The sequence below is a fragment of the Streptococcus sp. oral taxon 061 genome (assembly GCF_013394695.1).
Classification (GTDB): Bacteria; Bacillota; Bacilli; order Lactobacillales; family Streptococcaceae; genus Streptococcus.
The window spans coordinates 702470-721324 of record NZ_CP058258.1 but is presented as its reverse complement, the minus strand read 5'-3'; the positions used below and the strand labels follow the sequence as shown (position 1 = coordinate 721324).

The 18855-nt window shown below is 40.6% G+C and carries 21 protein-coding genes; 4 read left to right on the top strand and 17 right to left on the bottom strand.

What is annotated here, in order from left to right; genetic code table 11:
- Positions 1-4: 4 nt before the first annotated feature.
- From parE to HW271_RS03520, 4 genes are all read right to left on the bottom strand, one after another.
- Positions 5-1948 (bottom strand): DNA topoisomerase IV subunit B, encoded by a 1944-nt coding sequence (gene parE, locus HW271_RS03535; protein ID WP_178894867.1) that lies wholly within the window; start codon positions 1946-1948, stop codon positions 5-7.
- A 146-nt stretch (positions 1949-2094) separates the two neighbouring features.
- Positions 2095-2937, bottom strand: a complete 843-nt coding sequence (locus HW271_RS03530) for an amino acid ABC transporter substrate-binding protein (protein WP_178894866.1) — start codon at positions 2935-2937, stop codon at positions 2095-2097.
- 9 nt (positions 2938-2946) lie between these two features.
- On the bottom strand, positions 2947-3576 hold the full coding sequence (locus tag HW271_RS03525) for an amino acid ABC transporter ATP-binding protein (RefSeq protein WP_178894865.1): 630 nt from the start codon (positions 3574-3576) through the stop codon (positions 2947-2949).
- Between the two features lie 10 nt (positions 3577-3586).
- Entirely contained in the window at positions 3587-4228 is a 642-nt protein-coding gene (locus tag HW271_RS03520; protein ID WP_178894864.1) for an amino acid ABC transporter permease, read from the bottom strand.
- A gap of 216 nt (positions 4229-4444) precedes the next feature.
- On the opposite strand from HW271_RS03520, the gene plsY reads away from it, so the two are divergent.
- Positions 4445-5086 (top strand): glycerol-3-phosphate 1-O-acyltransferase PlsY, encoded by a 642-nt coding sequence (gene plsY / locus HW271_RS03515; RefSeq protein ID WP_178894863.1) that lies wholly within the window; start codon positions 4445-4447, stop codon positions 5084-5086.
- Positions 5087-5115: 29 nt separating this feature from the next.
- Here plsY and HW271_RS03510 read toward each other — a convergent pair whose 3' ends face one another.
- From HW271_RS03510 to HW271_RS03470, 9 genes are all read right to left on the bottom strand, one after another.
- Positions 5116-6072, bottom strand: coding sequence for an ABC transporter permease (locus HW271_RS03510; RefSeq protein ID WP_006151243.1), 957 nt, complete (start codon positions 6070-6072; stop codon positions 5116-5118).
- A gap of 2 nt (positions 6073-6074) precedes the next feature.
- Positions 6075-7133 (bottom strand): ABC transporter permease, encoded by a 1059-nt coding sequence (locus HW271_RS03505; protein ID WP_178894862.1) that lies wholly within the window; start codon positions 7131-7133, stop codon positions 6075-6077.
- A complete protein-coding gene (locus HW271_RS03500; RefSeq protein WP_178894861.1) occupies positions 7126-8661 on the bottom strand; it encodes an ABC transporter ATP-binding protein in 1536 nt (511 codons plus the stop codon). The genes HW271_RS03505 and HW271_RS03500 overlap by 8 nt, the downstream gene beginning before the upstream one ends.
- Positions 8662-8801: 140 nt before the next feature.
- Positions 8802-9857 (bottom strand): BMP family protein, encoded by a 1056-nt coding sequence (locus HW271_RS03495; RefSeq protein ID WP_178894860.1) that lies wholly within the window; start codon positions 9855-9857, stop codon positions 8802-8804.
- A gap of 90 nt (positions 9858-9947) precedes the next feature.
- Positions 9948-10337, bottom strand: coding sequence for a cytidine deaminase (locus HW271_RS03490; RefSeq protein WP_178894859.1), 390 nt, complete (start codon positions 10335-10337; stop codon positions 9948-9950).
- Positions 10324-10986, bottom strand: a complete 663-nt coding sequence (deoC, locus tag HW271_RS03485) for a deoxyribose-phosphate aldolase (RefSeq protein ID WP_178894858.1) — start codon at positions 10984-10986, stop codon at positions 10324-10326. Before deoC ends, HW271_RS03490 begins: the two co-directional genes overlap by 14 nt.
- Positions 10987-11003: 17 nt before the next feature.
- Entirely contained in the window at positions 11004-12287 is a 1284-nt protein-coding gene (locus tag HW271_RS03480; RefSeq protein WP_178894857.1) for a pyrimidine-nucleoside phosphorylase, read from the bottom strand.
- Positions 12284-12874 carry a class I SAM-dependent methyltransferase gene (locus HW271_RS03475; RefSeq protein ID WP_310437580.1) on the bottom strand — a complete coding sequence of 197 codons (591 nt, stop codon included), beginning with the start codon at positions 12872-12874 and terminating at the stop codon, positions 12284-12286. The genes HW271_RS03480 and HW271_RS03475 overlap by 4 nt, the downstream gene beginning before the upstream one ends.
- A gap of 107 nt (positions 12875-12981) precedes the next feature.
- Positions 12982-13260, bottom strand: a complete 279-nt coding sequence (locus HW271_RS03470; RefSeq protein ID WP_178894856.1) for a 1,4-dihydroxy-2-naphthoate prenyltransferase — start codon at positions 13258-13260, stop codon at positions 12982-12984.
- A 123-nt stretch (positions 13261-13383) separates the two neighbouring features.
- Between HW271_RS03470 and coaA the strand changes: the two genes are divergently transcribed.
- The 3 genes from coaA to HW271_RS03455 all read left to right on the top strand — a co-directional run bounded on the left by coaA (position 13384) and on the right by HW271_RS03455 (position 15183).
- Positions 13384-14304 carry a type I pantothenate kinase gene (coaA, locus tag HW271_RS03465; RefSeq protein WP_045615125.1) on the top strand — a complete coding sequence of 307 codons (921 nt, stop codon included), beginning with the start codon at positions 13384-13386 and terminating at the stop codon, positions 14302-14304.
- 52 nt (positions 14305-14356) lie between these two features.
- A complete protein-coding gene (gene rpsT, locus HW271_RS03460; protein ID WP_029689886.1) occupies positions 14357-14605 on the top strand; it encodes a 30S ribosomal protein S20 in 249 nt (82 codons plus the stop codon).
- A gap of 65 nt (positions 14606-14670) precedes the next feature.
- Complete coding sequence (locus HW271_RS03455; RefSeq protein ID WP_178894855.1) at positions 14671-15183, top strand: DNA topology modulation protein; 513 nt, start codon at positions 14671-14673, stop codon at positions 15181-15183.
- 95 nt (positions 15184-15278) lie between these two features.
- On the opposite strand, the gene deoD is transcribed toward HW271_RS03455, so the two are convergent.
- From deoD to HW271_RS03435, 4 genes are all read right to left on the bottom strand, one after another.
- Positions 15279-15989, bottom strand: coding sequence for a purine-nucleoside phosphorylase (gene deoD / locus HW271_RS03450; RefSeq protein ID WP_178894854.1), 711 nt, complete (start codon positions 15987-15989; stop codon positions 15279-15281).
- A 269-nt stretch (positions 15990-16258) separates the two neighbouring features.
- Positions 16259-17068: a purine-nucleoside phosphorylase gene (locus HW271_RS03445; protein ID WP_178894853.1), complete on the bottom strand. Its 810-nt coding sequence runs from the start codon at positions 17066-17068 to the stop codon at positions 16259-16261.
- Between the two features lie 14 nt (positions 17069-17082).
- Positions 17083-17625 carry a DUF1697 domain-containing protein gene (locus HW271_RS03440; protein ID WP_178894852.1) on the bottom strand — a complete coding sequence of 181 codons (543 nt, stop codon included), beginning with the start codon at positions 17623-17625 and terminating at the stop codon, positions 17083-17085.
- Position 17626: 1 nt separating this feature from the next.
- Positions 17627-18838, bottom strand: a complete 1212-nt coding sequence (locus HW271_RS03435; RefSeq protein ID WP_178894851.1) for a phosphopentomutase — start codon at positions 18836-18838, stop codon at positions 17627-17629.
- Positions 18839-18855 lie beyond the last annotated feature (17 nt).

Sequence of the window (18855 nt, the reverse complement as noted above, 5' to 3'; positions counted from 1 at the left end):
GTTTTTAAAACACAGTCGCTTCTTCCAGCGTAAACTTGACATTGTCTTCAATCCACTTACGCCGTGGTTCAACCTTGTCACCCATGAGGACATTGACGCGACGTTCAGCGCGGGCTAGGTCTTCAATCGTAACACGGATGAGGGTACGAGTTTCTGGGTTCATGGTTGTTTCCCAGAGTTGGTCTGCATTCATTTCACCAAGACCTTTATAGCGTTGAAGAGTAGCACCTTTACCGAACTCCTTACGTAGTTCCTCTAGTTCACCATCCGTCCAAGCATAGGCCACTTCTTCTTTCTTGCCTTTACCTTTAGACATCTTGTAAAGTGGAGGAAGGGCGATATAGACATGTCCAGCTTCGACTAGTGGACGCATATAGCGATAAAAGAAGGTTAAGAGAAGAGTTTGAATGTGGGCACCGTCGGTATCCGCATCGGTCATGATAATGATCTTATCATAGTTGGCATCTTCAAGAGAGAAGTCTGCCCCCACACCAGCACCAATGGTATAAATCATGGTGTTGATTTCTTCATTTTTGAGGATATCTGCCATCTTAGCCTTGGCTGTATTGATCACCTTACCACGAAGAGGCAAGATAGCCTGGAACTTGCGGTCACGACCTTGTTTGGCAGAACCACCGGCAGAGTCCCCCTCGACCAGATAAAGTTCGTTCTTAGCTGGATTCTTAGACTGGGCTGGCGTTAATTTACCTGAAAGCAAGCCCTTGTCTTTCTTATTCTTCTTGCCATTTCGGCTCTCATCACGCGCCTTACGTGCTGCTTCTCGGGCATCACGAGCCTTGATAGCTTTACGAATCAGATTTGAAGCTAATTCTCCATTTTCCATGAGGAAGAAGGTCAACTTATCAGCCACAATTCCATCTACAACAGGACGAGCAAGGGGACTACCTAGTTTGTCCTTAGTCTGACCCTCAAACTGCAAATGTTCTTCAGGAACTAGGATAGAAAGAACAGCCGCTAGCCCCTCACGATAGTCTGACCCTTCAAGATTTTTATCTTTTTCTTTGAGAAGCCCTGTCTTACGGGCATAGTCATTCATAACCTTGGTAATGGCTGACTTAAGTCCTGTCTCATGCGTTCCACCGTCTTTGGTACGGACATTATTAACAAAGGACAAGATGTTATCTGAAAATCCATCATTATACTGGAGGGCTACTTCTACTTGGAAACCATTGTCTTCGCCTTCAAAGTATAGGACAGGCGTCAAGGTTTCCTTATCTTCGTTGAGGTAGGAAACAAAGTCCTGCACCCCGTTCTCATAATGGAACTCGATCGCTTCGTCTGTTCGCTTGTCTGTAAATGACAAGGTTACATTTTTTAAGAGAAAGGCTGACTCATTGAGACGCTCTGAAATGGTATTGTATTTAAAGTCAGTCGTAGAAAAGATACTAGCATCCGGCATAAAGGTCACTTTGGTACCTGTCTTAGATTTTGGTGCTGTCCCAACCTTTTCAAGAGTTGTTACGGGCTTCCCACCATTTTCAAAGCGTTGTTTATAAACAGCACCATCACGTGTAATTTCTACTTCAAGCCAGCTAGAGAGGGCATTGACAACAGAAGAACCAACTCCGTGAAGACCACCAGAAGTCTTGTATCCTCCCTGACCGAATTTTCCTCCGGCATGAAGGATGGTAAAAATCACCTCTACTGTTGGAATCCCCATAGCGTGCATTCCCGTTGGCATCCCACGTCCGTGGTCTTGAACCGTTAAACTCCCATCCTTATTAATGGTTACATCAATGCGATCACCAAATCCAGACAAGGCTTCGTCAACCGCATTATCCACGATTTCCCAGACTAGGTGATGGAGTCCAGCACCGTCTGTCGATCCGATATACATCCCTGGACGTTTACGGACCGCATCCAACCCTTCTAGCACCTGGATGGCGTCATCATTATAATTGTTAATATTGATTTCCTTTTTTGACACAAGGAACCTCCTATTTGTTCATCTTTTCTATTTTACAGGTTTTCTAAGGATTTTGCAAAGTTTTTCTAGCTAAAAAGCCTATTCCCAAGTACTTTTTAGCAAAATCATCACCTGTCTCTACTAAAAAAGAAACTAAGATATACATCTTAGTTTTCTTTTCCTTTAATTTGGCTTGTAGCCACATCTTCGCCAAACCATTTCTGGCTGATTTCTTGGAATTTTCCTTCTTGATAGAGCTCGACAAAAGCTTTATTCAAATTTGCTAACAAGGTCTTATCAGCTGGTCTTACTCCAACTGCAAAGGATTCACTCTCAAAACCAGCTGGGAAAATCTCATACTGGTCTAAAATTCCTTCAGTTTTAAGATAATAGTTGGCATAAACACGGTCAATTAGAAGGGCATCAATCCGATCATTTTGCAAGTCAATCAAGGCTTCATTAAAACTTTGATATTGGTTGGCTTTTTGATCTTTTACGATATTTTTCAAAAGGTCAGGTTGCGCTTCAAAGTACAGATAACCCGAAGAACCTGCCTGAGCACCCAAAATCTTACCTGCCATATCAGACACTGATTGGATATTTTGCGATTTTTTAGAGACGAGAACTTGCTGATTTTCCATGTAAGGAATGGTAAAAGCTACCTTTTCACGGCGTTCATCAGTCGCTGAATATCCATTCCAGATCGCATCAATGGTGCCATTTTGAAGTTCGGTTTCCTTCATATCCCAATCGATGGGTTGAAACTGGACCTTGAACCCAAGTTTCTCAGAAACGGCTTGGGCTAAATCAATATCAAATCCAGCATATTGCCCATTCTTTTCTTCAAACCCCATAGGAACAAAGGTATTGTCAAATCCGATGGTTATTGTTCCTTGTTGTTGGTATTTATCCCAATTATCGACTTTGGGATCACTAACTTTTTGTGTGCATCCTACCAGGAAAAAAACCAGAAAGAATACTAAAACAAGGCTGATTTTCTTTCGATTCATAGACACCTCCTACTTAGGCTCTACTTTGAGAATCTGATCAGCAATATTCTCTGCAAACTGGAGATCGTGGGTTACGACAATTTGAGTCATGCCTAATTCTCGATTTTGTAAAATCAGTTTTTCAACTTCGAGACGCAACTCTGGATCAAGAGCCGAAGTTGGTTCGTCATACCCAATCACTTCTGGATCTATCATCATTGCACGTGCTAAGGCAACACGTTGCTTCTGACCACCAGATAAGGAGTATGGATAAGCATCAGCGTGTGCTTCAAGACCTAGACGAGTTAGTAATTCTACCGCCTTCTTCTTAGCATCTGATTCAGACATACCCATAGTCTTTATTGGCGACAAAATCAAGTTCTCCATAACGGAAAGGTGCGGAAACAGCTGAAAATCTTGAAAAACAAAACCTAACAAGTGACACTTTTCAAGTTCATCCAAAGGTAGGGATTCTCCATTATAAAAAATCTCACCTGAATCAATGGTCTCAAGTCCAGCCAACATTCTAAGCAAGGTAGTCTTCCCACCACCAGAAGGTCCAACGATGGCCAAAATCTGCTTTTCAGGAATTGTTAAACTAAAATTGGATAAAATTTCTTTTTTTCCAAATTTTTTGCTGATATTTCTTAACTCTAACATGGTTAACCTCCTATCTATAGTAGCTGAACTTCTTCTCAAGTTTTTTAGCTAGGATTGTAACGATACCAATCATCAGAAGATAGATAGCACCTGCTAAAAACATCGGAATCAAGCTAGCATCTCGATTGGCCGCAGTTCGACTGGCTAGGATTAAATCTGAAATACCGAGTGCATAAACCAAAGAAGTATCCTTAACCAAACTCATTACTTCGTTAAATACACTTGGTAAGACAATCTTGGTCACCTGTGGCAAAATGATATAGCGGACAGTATCGATAGGTTTGAATTTCAAAACCTTAGCTGCTTCATATTGCCCCTGAGGAATCGTTGCAATCCCTCCACGGAATATTTCTGCAAAATAGGCTGCATAATTAAGCGTGAAGGCAATAATTGCTGCTGGCACACGATCTAGTCGAATTCCGATACTTGGCAGAACATAGTAGATAAAGACTAACTGCAAGAGCAAGGGTGTTCCACGCATCACCCAGATATAGATGTCAATCATGTAATGGAGGGGTTTCCAATGCACCTGTAAGCAAAAAGCAACCAAAATGCCTAAAGGGATTGAAAAAAGTAAGACCAGTGCAAAAACTTGTAGAGTCATTGTTGCACCGCTCAATAAACTTGGCAATATCTCAAATAAGTAAGACATATTCCACCTCCTAAAAATAATTGTTCCTATTATAGCATAAATAAACACAAAATCAAGTTTTTCAGAAATTTTCATGAATTTTTAAAACTTTAACCTTTATTTTTGAATAAAAATGGTACTCATGATAAACTTATCAACTTTGATAAAGTATCAGATGTCACAGCTAGTAAACAGATTCAGTTTCGTTTCTCTCCTATTTCATGGTATAATAGATACATGATGACAATAGTATTATTAATTTTAGCTTATTTATTAGGTTCAATCCCTTCAGGACTGTGGATTGGACAAGTCTTCTTTAACATCAATCTAAGAGAACATGGGTCTGGTAATACTGGGACGACCAATACCTTCCGAATCTTAGGCAAAAAAGCTGGAATGGCAACCTTTGTAATTGATTTCTTTAAAGGTACTCTATCCACTCTACTTCCACTAATCTTCCATGTGCAGGGAGTTTCACCAATCGTCTTTGGGCTTTTAGCAGTCATTGGCCACACCTTCCCAATCTTTGCCAAATTCAAGGGTGGCAAGGCTGTCGCTACCAGCGCAGGAGTTATTTTTGGATTTGCTCCTCTCTTTTGCCTCTACCTTGCAGTCATTTTCTTTGGAATCCTTTATCTTGGAAGTATGATTTCTCTCTCGAGTATTTCAGCTGCTATTGCTGCGATTATTGGAGTCCTTCTATTTCCTCTCTTTGGATTTATCTTGAGTAGTTATGACCTACTTTTTACTTTAATTATTATTGGTCTTGCCAGTCTAGTGATTGTGCGACACAAGGACAATATCAAACGGATCCAAAATAAAACAGAAAATCTCATTCCTTGGGGACTTAACATAACACACCAAGAACCAAAAAAATAAAACGTCAGTTTCAACTGACGCTTTTTTGTTTATTTAGATTTGATATAGTTGATACCATCTGCCTTCGGTGCAACAGCTTTACCAAAGAAGGCAGCGAGGACGACAATGGTCAAAAGATATGGTGCGATTTGTAAGTAAACGGCTGGAACTCCTTGTAAGAAAGGAAGTTGAGAACCGATAACTGCCAAACTTTGTGATAGCCCAAAGAAAAGACTTGAAAGCATAGCACCAACAGGATTCCATTTACCAAAGATCATGGCTGCAAGAGCGATAAATCCAGGTCCTACGATAGTTGTAACTGAGAAGTTGACGGAGATTGACTGAGCGTAAATAGCTCCACCGATTCCTCCAAGGAAGCCTGAAATCACAACTCCCAGATATCTCATCTTGTAGACATTAATCCCCAAAGTATCTGCTGCTTGTGGGTGTTCACCAACTGAACGAAGACGAAGTCCAAAGCGAGTCTTAAAGAGGATAAACCATGCTAAGAATGAGAAGGCAATTGCTAGATAACCAAGTAAACTTGTTGACTTAAAGAAGATATCTCCGATAACTGGGATATTAGCCAATACCGGGAAGTCAAAACGCCCAAAAGTTTGCGTTAAGTTATCCGTTTGTCCCTTATTATAAAGCACCTTCACCAAGAAGACTGCCAAGGCTGGAGCCATCAAATTAAGTACGGTACCACTGACAACATGGTCAGCACGGAAATGAACTGTAGCCACCGCGTGAATGAGCGAGAAGATTGCTCCAACCAATCCACCAACTAGAAGAGCCAACCAAGGAGTTAATGCTCCCAAATCTTGTGCAAATTCAAGGTTAAAAACAACTCCAGAAAAGGCACCCATGACCATGATTCCTTCAAGACCAACGTTAACAACCCCACCACGTTCGGAGAATACTCCTCCGATACTTGTGAAAATAAGTGGTGCTGAGTAAATCAACATTGAAGAAACCATAAGGGTTAACATTGTTGTAATCGACATCCTTATTTACCTCCTTTAAGTTGTTTTCTTGGTTTGACAAAGCGTTCGATGATATAGTGAACGCTGACAAAGAAGATAATTGAGGCTGTAACGATACTTACAAGCTCAGATGGTACTTGTGCAGCATTCATACCCGGAGCACCTACTTGAAGAACACTGAAAAGGAAGGCTGCAAATAGAATTCCAACTGGTGAGTTTGAAGCAAGCAGACTTACCGCCATACCATTAAATCCAACTGCCAATGATGAACCTTGAACGTATACGTTTTGGAAGGTACCAAGTCCTTCTACTGCTCCACCAAGTCCTGCAAGGGCTCCAGAAATAATCATTGATAGAATAATGGTGCGTTTGGCTGAAATACCTGCATATTCAGAAGCATTTGGATTGAGACCAACTGCACGGATTTCAAAACCAAGAGTTGTCTTCTTAAGCAAGAACCAAATAACTGCAACTGCTATGATAGCAAAGAAAATCCCAATATTCATACGAGAGTTTCCTGTTAACTCAGCAAGCCATGGTGTTTGATAAGTTGCGTTTGCACTTACTCGGATAGATGAGTCTGTACTTTGCATAATTTCTTTAGGGAAGTGGTGAATAAAGGCATTTCCCACATAAAGAACTATGTAGTTCATCATAATGGTTACGATAACCTCAGATGTCCCAAGGTAGGCTCTTAAAATACCTGGAATGGCACCAACGATTCCTCCCGCAACTAAGGCGATTACAATCGTTGCCAGAATCATCAATGGTCGTGGTAAATCCGGGAAAGAAAGAGCGAACCAGCCACTCATAACCCAGCCTGCGAGAGCTTGTCCTGGAAGTCCGACGTTAAAGAAACCAGCACGACTTGCAACTGCAAATCCAAGGGCAATCAGAATTAAAGGTCCCATGGCACGGAAGATTTCACCGATTCCACGAACACTACCAAAGGCTGTGTAGAATAATTCTTCATAGCCCCAGATTGCATCGTAACCGAAAATCCACATGACGATGGCTCCGAGTAGAATTCCTAAAATAACAGAAATCAAGGGAACCGAAATTTGTTGTAACTTTTTAGACATCACTCTTCTCCTTTTCCAATTCACCACCAGCCATCAAGACTCCAAGCTCTTGCTTGTTGGTTGTTTCTGGCGTTACAATCCCTTGAATCTTACCATCATGGATAACAGCAATTCTATCAGAGACATTTAGAATCTCATCTAGTTCAAAGCTGACTACAAGGACAGCTTTTCCATTATCACGTTCTTGAATCAAGCGTTTGTGAATGTACTCAATGGCACCGACGTCCAAACCACGAGTTGGTTGGCTGACGATGAGGAGATCAGGATTTCGATCAACTTCACGAGCGATAATTGCTTTTTGTTGATTTCCTCCAGAAAGAGCTGAGGCTGGAACAATTTCACTAGCAGCACGCACATCGAACTCCTGCATTAGTCTTTTCGCATAGTTAATGATGTTGGAATAGTTTAAGATTCCCTTCTTGCTAAGAGGTTCCTTATAGTAGGTTTGAAGAGCAATGTTCTCAGAAATCATCATTTCCAAGACCAAACCATCACGGTGACGGTCTTCAGGAACGTGACCAACACTCATTTCTGTGATTTGGCGAGGGTGTAAACCTACGATGGATTGACCTTTCAATTCCACACTACCTGATTCAATTTTACGAAGACCTGTGATTGCTTGGATTAATTCTGACTGACCATTGCCATCAATCCCTGCAATTCCGACAATCTCACCAGCTCGAACATCGAGTGAAAGATTTTTAACAGCAGGAACACCACGGTTTTCATTTACAACCAAGTCTTTAATAGAAAGAACAACTTCTTTTGGATGTGATGCTTCTTTAGCAGTTTTGAAGGAAACAGAACGTCCCACCATCATCTCAGCAAGATCAGCATTGGTTGCACCAGCAATCTCAACTGTTTCAATAGATTTCCCACGACGGATAACAGTAACACGGTCAGATACCGCACGAATTTCATCCAACTTGTGGGTAATCAAGATAATGGATTTGCCTTCTTTGACCAAGTTTTTCATGATAGCCATCAACTCATCAATTTCTGACGGCGTTAATACGGCAGTAGGTTCGTCAAAGATGAGAATATCAGCACCACGATAAAGTGTCTTCAGGATTTCAACACGTTGTTGAGCACCGACAGAGATATCTGCTACTTTGGCAGACGGATCTACCGCTAATCCATAGCGTTCAGATAATTCATTAATTTCTCGGGTTGCTCGAGCAATATCTAGAACACCATTTTTGGTCATTTCACTTCCCAAAATGATATTTTCAGCGACTGTAAATGCCTCTACCAACATAAAGTGCTGGTGAACCATTCCAATTCCTAGGCTAGCGGCTTTTGATGGCGAGTCTAGTTTCACAGCTTGACCGTTGACCACAATTTCACCACTAGTTGGTTCTAGAAGCCCTGCCAGCATATTCATAAGAGTGGACTTCCCAGCTCCATTTTCTCCTAAAAGTGCATGAATTTCACCTTTGCGCAGTTCGAGGTTAATCTTGTCGTTAGCGACAAATTCGCCAAAAACCTTGGTAATTTCACGCATCTCAATGACATTTTCGTGTGCCATGCGCTCTTCCTTTCAGAGTTTTATTTTGTTTCAATAAAACCTGCTAAAGAAACTTAGCAAGCTCTATTGAGACAAAACCATTTGTCTCAATTCTTAAAGAAGCGGCCCAAGGCCGCTTCCTAAGAAATGACTTCCTTCAATTATTTTTCAGGAACTTTTACGCTACCATCAAGGATTTTAGCTTTTGCATCTTCAACAGCTTTTTTACCTTCTTCAGAAAGGTTTGTCACTGCCAAGTCCACACCTTTATCCTTCAATGAGTAAACGATAACTTGACCACCAGGGAATTCCCCTTTTTCAGCTTTGTTGGCAAGGTCTTTTACAGCTGTACCAACTTGTTTCAAAGTAGAAGCAAGTACAAAGTTAGCTTCTTTACCATCTTTAGAAGTATATTTACCTTCATCTACTTGGTCACGGTCTACACCGATAACCCAAACTTTTTCGTCTTCATTTTTGCTTTCATTCAAAGATTTAGCTTCTGAGAAAACACCTGCACCAGTACCACCAGCTGCTTGGTAGATAACGTCTGCACCTGCAGCGTATTGAGCTGCAGCGATTGTTTTACCTTTAGCAGCATCACCAAATGAACCAGCGTAGTCTACTTGAACTTTGATAGATGGGTCAACTGACTCAACACCAGCTTTGAAACCAGCTGCGAAACGAGAAATAACTTCAGATTCCATACCACCTACAAAACCAACTTGTTTTGTCTTAGTAGTTTTAGCTGCGGCAACACCTGCAAGGTAAGCTGCTTCATTGTCAGCAAAAGTAGCACTTACAACATTTTTTTGATCTTTAATGACATCATCAATCAGAACATAGTTTAAGTCTGTATGTTCTTTAGCAGCATCAGCAACTGCATTTTTAAGCGCAAAACCAATACCATAAATTAAGTTGTAGTTTCCAGCTGCTTGTTGCAAGTTGTTTGCGTAGTCAGCTTCACTTGTTGATTGGAAGTAAGTGTAACCATTGTCTTTTGAAAGGTTGTGTTCTTTACCCCAAGCTTGAAGACCTTCCCAAGCTGATTGGTTAAATGATTTATCATCAACACCACCAGTATCTGTAACGATAGCTGCTTTAGTCTTCACATCAGAAGAAGATGAAGCCGCGTTACGAGAAGAGCGATTAGCACATGCAGCAAGTCCAAATGCTGCTACCGCAACTAGACCAAGGCCTAGCCATTGTTTCTTGTTCATTACTGAACCTCCTAAATAAGATGCGCAACTAAGTTGCAAGTATAGATAAATAGGTCACTAGGACCCTTGTCACTGAATGAGTGACACAGACTAATGCAAGTCTGTAAAAGAATATGGAAGTAATTCCCCGACCGTCATCTCGACCGTCGTTTTATCTTTGGCGACTAGAGTCACCTTTAGATCTGGTTTAAAAAATTCGACCATGACTTGGCGACAAGCACCGCAAGGCGAAATTGGTTTTTCAGTTTGACCATAAACAATCAATTCTGAAAAGTCTCGTTGTCCTTCAGAAACCGCCTTAAAGATTGCAGTTCTTTCGCCACAGTTGGTCAAGGGGTAGCTAGCATTTTCAATGTTAACCCCTGTATAGATACTTCCGTCCTTGGCTACCAAAACAGCGCCAATCGGAAAATGTGAGTAGGGAACATAAGCTTTCTTACTAGTTTCAATCGCTAAATCAATCAACTCAGTAGTCGCCATCAGCTAACTCTCCTTTTAAGATTGCTACACCAGAAGATGTCCCGATACGTGTAGCCCCCGCTTCAACAAAGGCAACTGCATCTGCATAAGAACGAGCTCCACCAGCAGCCTTAACACCCATATAAGGTCCAACTGTCTGACGCATTAACTGAACATCTAGCAAAGTCGCCCCACCTGTTGAGAAGCCTGTAGAAGTCTTAACAAAGTCTGCACCAGCTTTTTGAGCAAGTTGGCAAGCCAGAACTTTTTCTTCATCCGTTAACAAACAAGCTTCAATAATAACCTTAACGAGTTTGTCTCCGCTTGCTTCAACAACAGCACAAATATCCTCTTCAACTAATGCAGCATTTCCTGATTTAAGTGCGCCAACATTGATAACCATATCAATTTCGTCAGCACCATTTTGGATGGCTTCTTTGGTTTCATAGGCTTTGACAGCTGAAGTTGTAGCTCCAAGAGGAAAACCTACAACTGTACAAACCTTGACATCAGTATCTGTTAGACCAGCTTTTGCATGAGAAACCCAGCAAGGATTCACACAAACACTGGCAAAATCGTACTCTCTTGCTTCAGATAGCAAACGATCGATTTGTTGCTCGGTCGCATCTTGCTTCAAAAGTGTATGATCAATGTATTTATTTAATTTCATTTCGGATTTTCCTTAAATCAGGAGATAATTTCAATGATTTCACGCGTTTTTATCGCTTCATCACTTATTTTAATTTTAACATATTTTTGGAAATCTGTAACTAGTTCCGGAGAAATTTTGCCATTTGCATATACTTTTGCGACAATTTCACCTTTTTTGACCGAATCTCCAACTTTCTTCTCGAAAACAATCCCTGTTTCATAGTCAAGTTGGTCTGATTTAATCGCACGACCAGCACCTAATCTCATGGCGAAAAGACCAAACTCCATGGCTGGAAGTTCTACGATAATACCATCCTCTTGAGCAGGAATATCAACTGTATAATCAACTGTTACAGGTCGATAAAGATTTTCTAAATCTCCACCTTGAGCGAGGACCATCTCTTCAAACTTCTTAAGTGCCTGACCATTTTCAAGATGTTGCCTTACTTCCTCGACTGTTTTTTCAACATTTGCCAAAGATAGCATAATCTGGGCTAACTCACAGATAAAGTGGCTGATATCCTCGCGTCCTTTACCTTGAAGAATTTCTAGTGCTTCTAGAATTTCCAAGCGGTTCCCAATGGCACGTCCCAAAGGTTGACTCATATCCGTAATGACTGCTACTGTCTTACGGCCAACAGCCTTACCAAGGTTCACCATGGTTTGAGCCAATTCACGCGCCTCATCAACTGTCTTCATAAAGGCACCTTCACCGACAGTAACATCCAGCAAAATAGCATCGGCTCCAGCTGCAATTTTTTTACTCATGACAGAACTAGCAATCAAGGGAATCGTATCAACTGTCGCAGTCACATCTCGCAGTGCATAGAGTAACTTATCCGCTTTGACTAGTTGGTCAGATTGACCAATAACTGAAACCCCGATATCCTGAACCTGTTTGATAAAATCATCCTGACTTCGCTCTACTTGAAACCCTTTGATAGATTCTAATTTATCGATAGTCCCTCCGGTGTGCCCCAGACCTCGACCACTCATTTTAGCTACTGGAACACCAAAACTAGCGACTAAGGGAGCTAAAATCAAGGTAACCTTGTCACCGACTCCGCCTGTAGAATGTTTATCAACCTTGATACCTTGAATAGCAGATAAGTCAAATTCCTGACCTGTCTTCACCATATTCATGGTCAAGTCAGAAATCTCTCTAGTGGTCATGCCTTTAAAATAAACAGCCATAGCAAAGGCAGACATCTGGTAGTCAGGAACTGTTCCTGCAACATAGCCTTCAATCAGCCATTGGATTTCACTAGAGCTGAGTTCTTGGCCGTCTCTTTTTTTCTGGATTAGATCTACTGCTCTCATTCTTTCACACTTCTAAGGATATAATATCCCTTATCTTTTTTTACAACCTCGCAGTTGCCAAATACTTCTTCCATCTTGTTTTTGGCACTGGGAGCTCCTTGTTTTTTTTGAATAACGATGGTCAGATCACCACCATCTACGAGATAGTCAATACTCTTCTCGATAATTTCGTGGACTACTTGCTTACCAGCACGAATGGGCGGATTCGAAATAACATGGTCAAATTGTCCTTCTACTTGCTCATAAATATTGGACTGGAAGATCGTCGCTTGAACATTGTTTTTTACTGCATTTTGCTGGGCTAAATCTAGGGCACGATTATTGATATCCACCATAGTCGCTTGTACACCATATGCCTTGACTAAAGACAAGCCAATAGGACCATAGCCACAACCAACATCCAGAATTTTTTCACCTTTTTCAACATCGAGACATCTTAGCAATAACTGACTTCCAAAATCAATCATTTTTTTGCTAAAGACACCTGCATCCGTCAAAAAAGTCATCTTTTCTCCAAGTAGTTCCACTCTTAGCTCATGAACATCATGGGCCGCATCTGGATTTTCTGCATAATACATTTTACTCATAGTTTCATTTTACCACATAAATAAGTTAATTGTAAATCGTTCACATGACAACAAAGGCTTTTCTTTGGCATCGATTTATTAAAAAATAGTATAAGTTGCCTAATCCCTTAGGGGCCAAGCAAGTAAGAACCCAATGCCATAGTGATAGCAAAGGAAAAAATACAGGCTAGACCAAACAAGAAAAGCCACCATTTTCTTGTTAAAATGGCGAGAATCAAGTAAATAAAACCAATAATTGGTAGCAAGAATAACAAGACAAAGGCAGACCAACTATAGGTTTGACTTCCTAAACTCACAGTAAACTCAATCAAAGTCGGAGATAACCACAGAATCACAACCAGTAAGCTAGTCAGTTTTATAAATTTATCACTCACTACTAGTCTCATAACATCACCTCTTTTGATTGCTATACTACTTATATTTTAACAAAGAAAGCGCTTTTTCTCAAATGATTCAGATGTCTTTCTCTGTAAATTATGGTATACTGAGATATCAAACGAGGAAATTTTATGACCAACGAATTTTTACATTATGAAAAAATCAGCCGAGGAACTTGGCAATCATTACATCGTAAGACAACACCTCCTTTAACCGAGGAGGAATTAGATTCTATTAAGAGTTTCAATGACCAGATCAGTCTCCAAGATGTAACAGATATTTATCTACCGCTGGCTCACCTTATTCAAATCTACAAACGATCCAAAGAAGATCTAGCCTTTTCAAAAGGGATTTTTCTCCAAAGGGAGAGTAAAAATCAGCCATTCATTATCGGGATTTCAGGTAGTGTAGCAGTCGGAAAGTCAACTACTAGTCGACTCTTACAAATTCTGCTTTCTCGTATTTTCCCAGAAGCAAGTGTTGAATTAGTTACGACTGATGGTTTTCTCTATCCTAATAGCATCTTAAACGAGCGCAACATTCTAAATAGAAAAGGTTTCCCCGAGAGCTATGATATGGAAGCTCTACTTAATTTTCTTGACCAACTTAAAAACGGGCAAGATGTTGACATTCCTGTTTATTCTCACGAAATCTATGATATCGTACCTGATAAAACACAAAGAGTTCAAGCAGCGGATTTTGTAATCGTAGAGGGTATCAACGTCTTTCAAACCCCTCATAACAGCCGTCTTTATATTACAGACTTCTTTGATTTTTCAATCTACGTAGATGCTGCAGTTGAGGATATCGAGAGTTGGTATTTGGACCGTTTCTTAAAACTCCTCAGTTTTGCACAAGATGATCCAAGCAACTATTACTATCGCTTCACCCAACAACCAATCAGTGAAGTCAAAGATTTTGCTCATCAGGTTTGGACTAGTATTAATTTAACCAATCTACAAAACTATATTGAACCGACTAGAAATCGGGCTGAAGTCATTCTTCATAAATCTAAAAATCATGAAATTGATGAAATTTATTTAAAAAAGTGATTTCCCCTTGTCAAAATAATAGTTTTCAGATATAATGGTATAGTTAGTAAATATGGAGGTAAGAACATTGGCAAACATTAAATCAGCTATCAAACGCGCTGAATTGAACGTTAAACAAAACGAAAAGAACTCAGCTCAAAAATCAGCTATGCGTACTGCTATCAAAGCTTTTGAAGCAAACCCATCTGAAGAACTTTACCGTGCTGCTAGCTCAGCCATCGATAAAGCAGAAACTAAAGGTTTGATCCACAAGAATAAAGCTAACCGTGATAAAGCACGTCTTGCAGCTAAACTTGGTTAATCTTTAACTGCATACAAAATGAGCTCTTCGGAGCTTTTTTTGTACACATTTTTCTGGAGGTTATCATGAAAATTGCTATTATAGGATATTCAGGATCAGGTAAATCTACTTTGGCTGAAAAACTTTCCAGCCACTACTCCATTCCCAAACTTCATATGGACCGATTGCAATTTCAGCCTGGTTGGGTAGACAGTGATCGCGATTGGATGTTAAAGGAGATGGCGACATTCCTTACTGAAAATGAGGATTGGGTTATTGACGGTAACTATAGCTGGTGTTGCTATGAGGAAAGAATGGAGCAAGCTGACCAGATTATCTTTCTAAACTTTTCAGCTTGGAATTGTTTAGCAAGAGCCTTAAAACGCTATCTACAATACAGAGGAAAAGTTAGAGAAAGTATGGCAGACGGTTGTCCTGAACAGTTTAACTGGGAATTTATCCGCTGGATTCTCTGGGATGGACGAACAAAAAATGCTAAGGTAAGATACCAAAAATTAAGTGATACCTACCCTGAAAAGATGCATATTCTCCATTCTCAAGCAGAGATTGATTATTTCTTACAATCTCTTAAAAAATAGACGATAGAGCAACATTCATTTAGGTCATAGTATGGACTGAATGACTAAAAAAGGAAGATTTTCTGGATGAAAATCTTCCTTTTTTGTGTTTTCTTTTATTCTGCAATTAAAGTCTCTAGACCAACCTTCATCATATCAGTGAAGGTGTTTTGGCGTTCTTCAGCTGTAGTGTCTTCTTCTGGGTTAACCAAGCTGTCAGAAATCGTCATAATGGCAAGAGCATCAACATGGTGTTGAGCTGCCAAATAGTAAAGAGCTGCTGCTTCCATTTCCACAGCCTTGACTCCCCATTTTCCAAGCTCGATGTTCTTTTCAAAGTAGTTTGAGTAGAAAACATCTGATGACAAGACATTGCCGACATGTGTAGTCATGCCAAGGTCTTTAGCAATATGGTAAGCCTTATCTAGCAAGTCAAAACTTGCAATTTGTGGGAAATCGTATTGAGGCCAATCGTTGCGGATGATGTTTGAGTTAGTTGCAGCTGCTTGAGCCAAGACCAATTCACGGACGTGAACATCCTCATTCAAAGATCCAGCCGTTCCCACACGGATCAATTTCTTCACACCGTAGTCAACAATTAACTCACGCGCATAGATGGAGATTGATGGCATTCCCATCCCTGTTCCCATGACAGATACACGATGGCCCTTGTAAGTTCCAGTGTAACCAAACATGTTACGGACTTCGTTAAAGCAAACAGCATCTTCAAGAAAATTCTCAGCAATAAACTTGGCACGAAGAGGATCTCCTGGAAGAAGAATTTTATCAGCAATTTCACCCTGCTTAGCAGCAATATGGATAGACATAATATAAGATACCAAACCCGTCAAAAAGCGAAGGGAAAATAGGAGTTGGGCGCAGTGAGCGATGCTCGCTAGACCAACTATCTTTTTCCCACTGCTTTTAGGGTGGGTTCAATTCCTTTCTTTCTTAATTTTTATGATTTAGAGGAGAGTAAACAGTATTTAGTTCAGCGAATACGGCTTACCCATCCTTTCATTTTTTGTTTGTAGAAAAGCTTTCCGCTCGTGTTCAAATCTGAACACACGCCCTACCTTTCTTTTATTAATGTTGATTACAATTCAGCAAGAATAGCTTTAAGCAAGCCTTTGAAGTCGCCCTTAACTCGTTCTGTCACTTCTACGACTTCTTCGTGGTTGAGTTCTTCTTGGAAACCTGCAGCAAAGTTAGTAATGCATGAGATACCAAGGACTTTTAGGCCAGAGTGAGCTGCAATGATGACTTCAGGAACTGTTGACATCCCGACAGCATCTGCACCAAGTGTCTTATACGCACGAATTTCAGCTGGAGTTTCGTAAGTTGGACCTGTTACACCGATATAAACACCATCGTCAAGTTTAACACCAAGTTTTTCAGCAACTGCATGTGCTGTAGCACGATATTCTGGAGTGTAAGCTTTTGACATATCAGGGAAACGTGGACCGAAGTCATCCAAGTTTTCACCAATCAATGGGTTTTGACCAGTCATGTTGATGTGGTCAGTGATAGCCATCAAAGTACCTGGACCAAATCCGATACCACCGGCAGCGTTGGTTACAATCACACCTTCACATCCCAAGACTTTCATAACACGAACTGGGAAGGTAACGACCTCAAGAGGATTTCCTTCGTAGAAGTGGAAACGTCCTTGAAGAGCCAAAACCTTACGTCCAGCAAGTTCACCGTACACCAATTTTCCAGCGTGTCCAACAACTGTTGAACGACCCCAGTTTGGAATTTCAGCGTAGTCTACAACAACTGGATTTTCGATTTCTTCTGCCAGTTCTCCAAGTCCTGATCCAAGGATTAAACCAAACTCAGGTGCTTCAACTCCCTTTTCTTTCAAGAAAGCAGCTGTTTCATTGATTTTTGCTAATAATGTCATTATCTATCTCCTTCTTATTGTTTTAAAAAATGACCAATTTTGTCAAAGGTATTAGCGTTACGAATGGTAATATTGCCATAGAAAGGCAACTTCAGTAGTTGTTTGTGATAGGCTGTTTTAGAGTAGGTTTCTTCTGACAATTTGCCCCAAAAGATTCCTAGTTTCCCAAAATGGAGAACTTCTTCTCCTAGCTTCAACTCGAGCAACTTCTCTTCTACAAATTTCCTATCCAAGCCCTCAGTGTAAAAGAGTACATCCTTTCGAGCCATTTCTTGGAACCACCAATCAGGAAGATTTCTAAATTCCTCTTCATAGTCTTTTTGAGACAATAAGGAAAAATTTTGGATAAATGGATAATGCACTCCGAAGAAGCCCTGCAGACTCTCAACTAAGAGAGTTCTAGCCTTACTGCTATCAAAGAAAATATTGCCACTATTGATGTAGCTTTCAACACTCTCTAATCCCAACTCCGTCAATTCTTGACGCAGCTGAGCCATGACCACCTTGTTCTTTCCACCGACATTAATGCCTCTAACAAGTAGAGCGTAACGAATCATCTTAAACTAATTTATCTAAGAAACTTTCACCAATCATGGCAGTTTCAACGCCAAAGTTATCCGCAATTGTTGCTGATATATCGGCGAAGTGTCCAACTGGAAGTAAACCATTTCCTTTGAAGGCTGGACTGTATGCCAAAAGTGGGATGTATTCACGAGTATGGTCTGTACCAGCATAGGTTGGATCGTTCCCATGGTCAGCAGTAATCAAAAGAAGATCATCTTCTCTCATTGCTGCCATGATTTCTGGCAAGCGCTCATCAAACTCATGCAAGCAATCACGATAGCCGTGTGGATCACGACGGTGTCCATAAAGAGCATCGAAGTCTACCAAGTTTGTGAATGAGAAGCCTTCTTTGAAATCTTCAGATTTCATTGCTTTAATCAAATTATCAATACCATGGCTGTTTGATTTATTATGGCCCATATCATTGTTGATACCAGCACCGTTAAAGATATCGTTAATCTTACCAACCGCATAAGTATCAATACCAGCTTCATTCAATTTGTCCAAAACAGTTGGCGCAAATGGTGAAACAGCCAAATCACGACGGTTAGATGTACGTGTGAAGTTTCCTGGCTCCCCAACATATGGACGAGCGATAATACGTCCAAGAAGAGCTGGACGTTCCAACGTAATGGAACGAGCGTATTCACAGATACGGTAGAGTTCATCCAAAGGAATAATGTCTTCGTGGGCTGCGATTTGAAGAACTGGGTCAGCTGATGTATAGATAATCAACTCGCCAGTTTCCATTTGGCGTGGTCCAAAGTCATCGATGACAGCTGTTCCTGAGTATGGTTTGTTGGCTTCACGAATAACCTTACGTCCTGAAAATTCTTCAATCTTTGTAATAATTTCTTCAGGGAATCCATTCCAGAAAGTATCAAAAGGTTCAGTGATATTAAGCCCCATGATTTCCCAGTGACCGGTCATGGTATCTTTCCCGAGAGAAACTTCTTCTAACTTAGTCGCGTAACCAGTTGGATTGCTCTCAGCTGGAACTGTCTTCAATGGTGTCTCGCGAGGAATGTTCCCAAGACCAAGTTTTGCCATATTTGGTACATTTAAACCTACTGATTTTGAAATGTGTCCAAGCGTGTCTGATGCACCATCAGGAACACCAGCATTGACAAAGTTATTAGCATCTGGTGCTGCACCGATTCCTACAGAATCTAATACTACCAAATGAATACGATTAAATTTTGGCATAGTGTGTCTCCTTATTG

Excerpts from the sequence above, each read along its gene's own strand:
- HW271_RS03530 (WP_178894866.1), bottom strand. The coding sequence starts at position 2,937 with ATGAATCGAAAGAAAATCAGCCTTGTTTTAGTATTCTTTCTGGTTTTT.
- HW271_RS03525 (WP_178894865.1), bottom strand. The coding sequence starts at position 3,576 with ATGTTAGAGTTAAGAAATATCAGCAAAAAATTTGGAAAAAAAGAAATT.
- HW271_RS03520 (WP_178894864.1), bottom strand. The coding sequence starts at position 4,228 with ATGTCTTACTTATTTGAGATATTGCCAAGTTTATTGAGCGGTGCAACA.
- plsY (WP_178894863.1), top strand. The coding sequence starts at position 4,445 with ATGATGACAATAGTATTATTAATTTTAGCTTATTTATTAGGTTCAATC.
- HW271_RS03510 (WP_006151243.1), bottom strand. The coding sequence starts at position 6,072 with ATGTCGATTACAACAATGTTAACCCTTATGGTTTCTTCAATGTTGATT.
- HW271_RS03505 (WP_178894862.1), bottom strand. The coding sequence starts at position 7,133 with ATGTCTAAAAAGTTACAACAAATTTCGGTTCCCTTGATTTCTGTTATT.
- HW271_RS03500 (WP_178894861.1), bottom strand. The coding sequence starts at position 8,661 with ATGGCACACGAAAATGTCATTGAGATGCGTGAAATTACCAAGGTTTTT.
- HW271_RS03495 (WP_178894860.1), bottom strand. The coding sequence starts at position 9,857 with ATGAACAAGAAACAATGGCTAGGCCTTGGTCTAGTTGCGGTAGCAGCA.
- HW271_RS03490 (WP_178894859.1), bottom strand. The coding sequence starts at position 10,337 with ATGGCGACTACTGAGTTGATTGATTTAGCGATTGAAACTAGTAAGAAA.
- deoC (WP_178894858.1), bottom strand. The coding sequence starts at position 10,986 with ATGAAATTAAATAAATACATTGATCATACACTTTTGAAGCAAGATGCG.
- HW271_RS03480 (WP_178894857.1), bottom strand. The coding sequence starts at position 12,287 with ATGAGAGCAGTAGATCTAATCCAGAAAAAAAGAGACGGCCAAGAACTC.
- HW271_RS03475 (WP_310437580.1), bottom strand. The coding sequence starts at position 12,874 with ATGAGTAAAATGTATTATGCAGAAAATCCAGATGCGGCCCATGATGTT.
- HW271_RS03470 (WP_178894856.1), bottom strand. The coding sequence starts at position 13,260 with ATGAGACTAGTAGTGAGTGATAAATTTATAAAACTGACTAGCTTACTG.
- coaA (WP_045615125.1), top strand. The coding sequence starts at position 13,384 with ATGACCAACGAATTTTTACATTATGAAAAAATCAGCCGAGGAACTTGG.
- rpsT (WP_029689886.1), top strand. The coding sequence starts at position 14,357 with ATGGAGGTAAGAACATTGGCAAACATTAAATCAGCTATCAAACGCGCT.
- HW271_RS03455 (WP_178894855.1), top strand. The coding sequence starts at position 14,671 with ATGAAAATTGCTATTATAGGATATTCAGGATCAGGTAAATCTACTTTG.
- deoD (WP_178894854.1), bottom strand. The coding sequence starts at position 15,989 with ATGTCTATCCATATTGCTGCTAAGCAGGGTGAAATTGCTGATAAAATT.
- HW271_RS03445 (WP_178894853.1), bottom strand. The coding sequence starts at position 17,068 with ATGACATTATTAGCAAAAATCAATGAAACAGCTGCTTTCTTGAAAGAA.
- HW271_RS03440 (WP_178894852.1), bottom strand. The coding sequence starts at position 17,625 with ATGATTCGTTACGCTCTACTTGTTAGAGGCATTAATGTCGGTGGAAAG.
- HW271_RS03435 (WP_178894851.1), bottom strand. The coding sequence starts at position 18,838 with ATGCCAAAATTTAATCGTATTCATTTGGTAGTATTAGATTCTGTAGGA.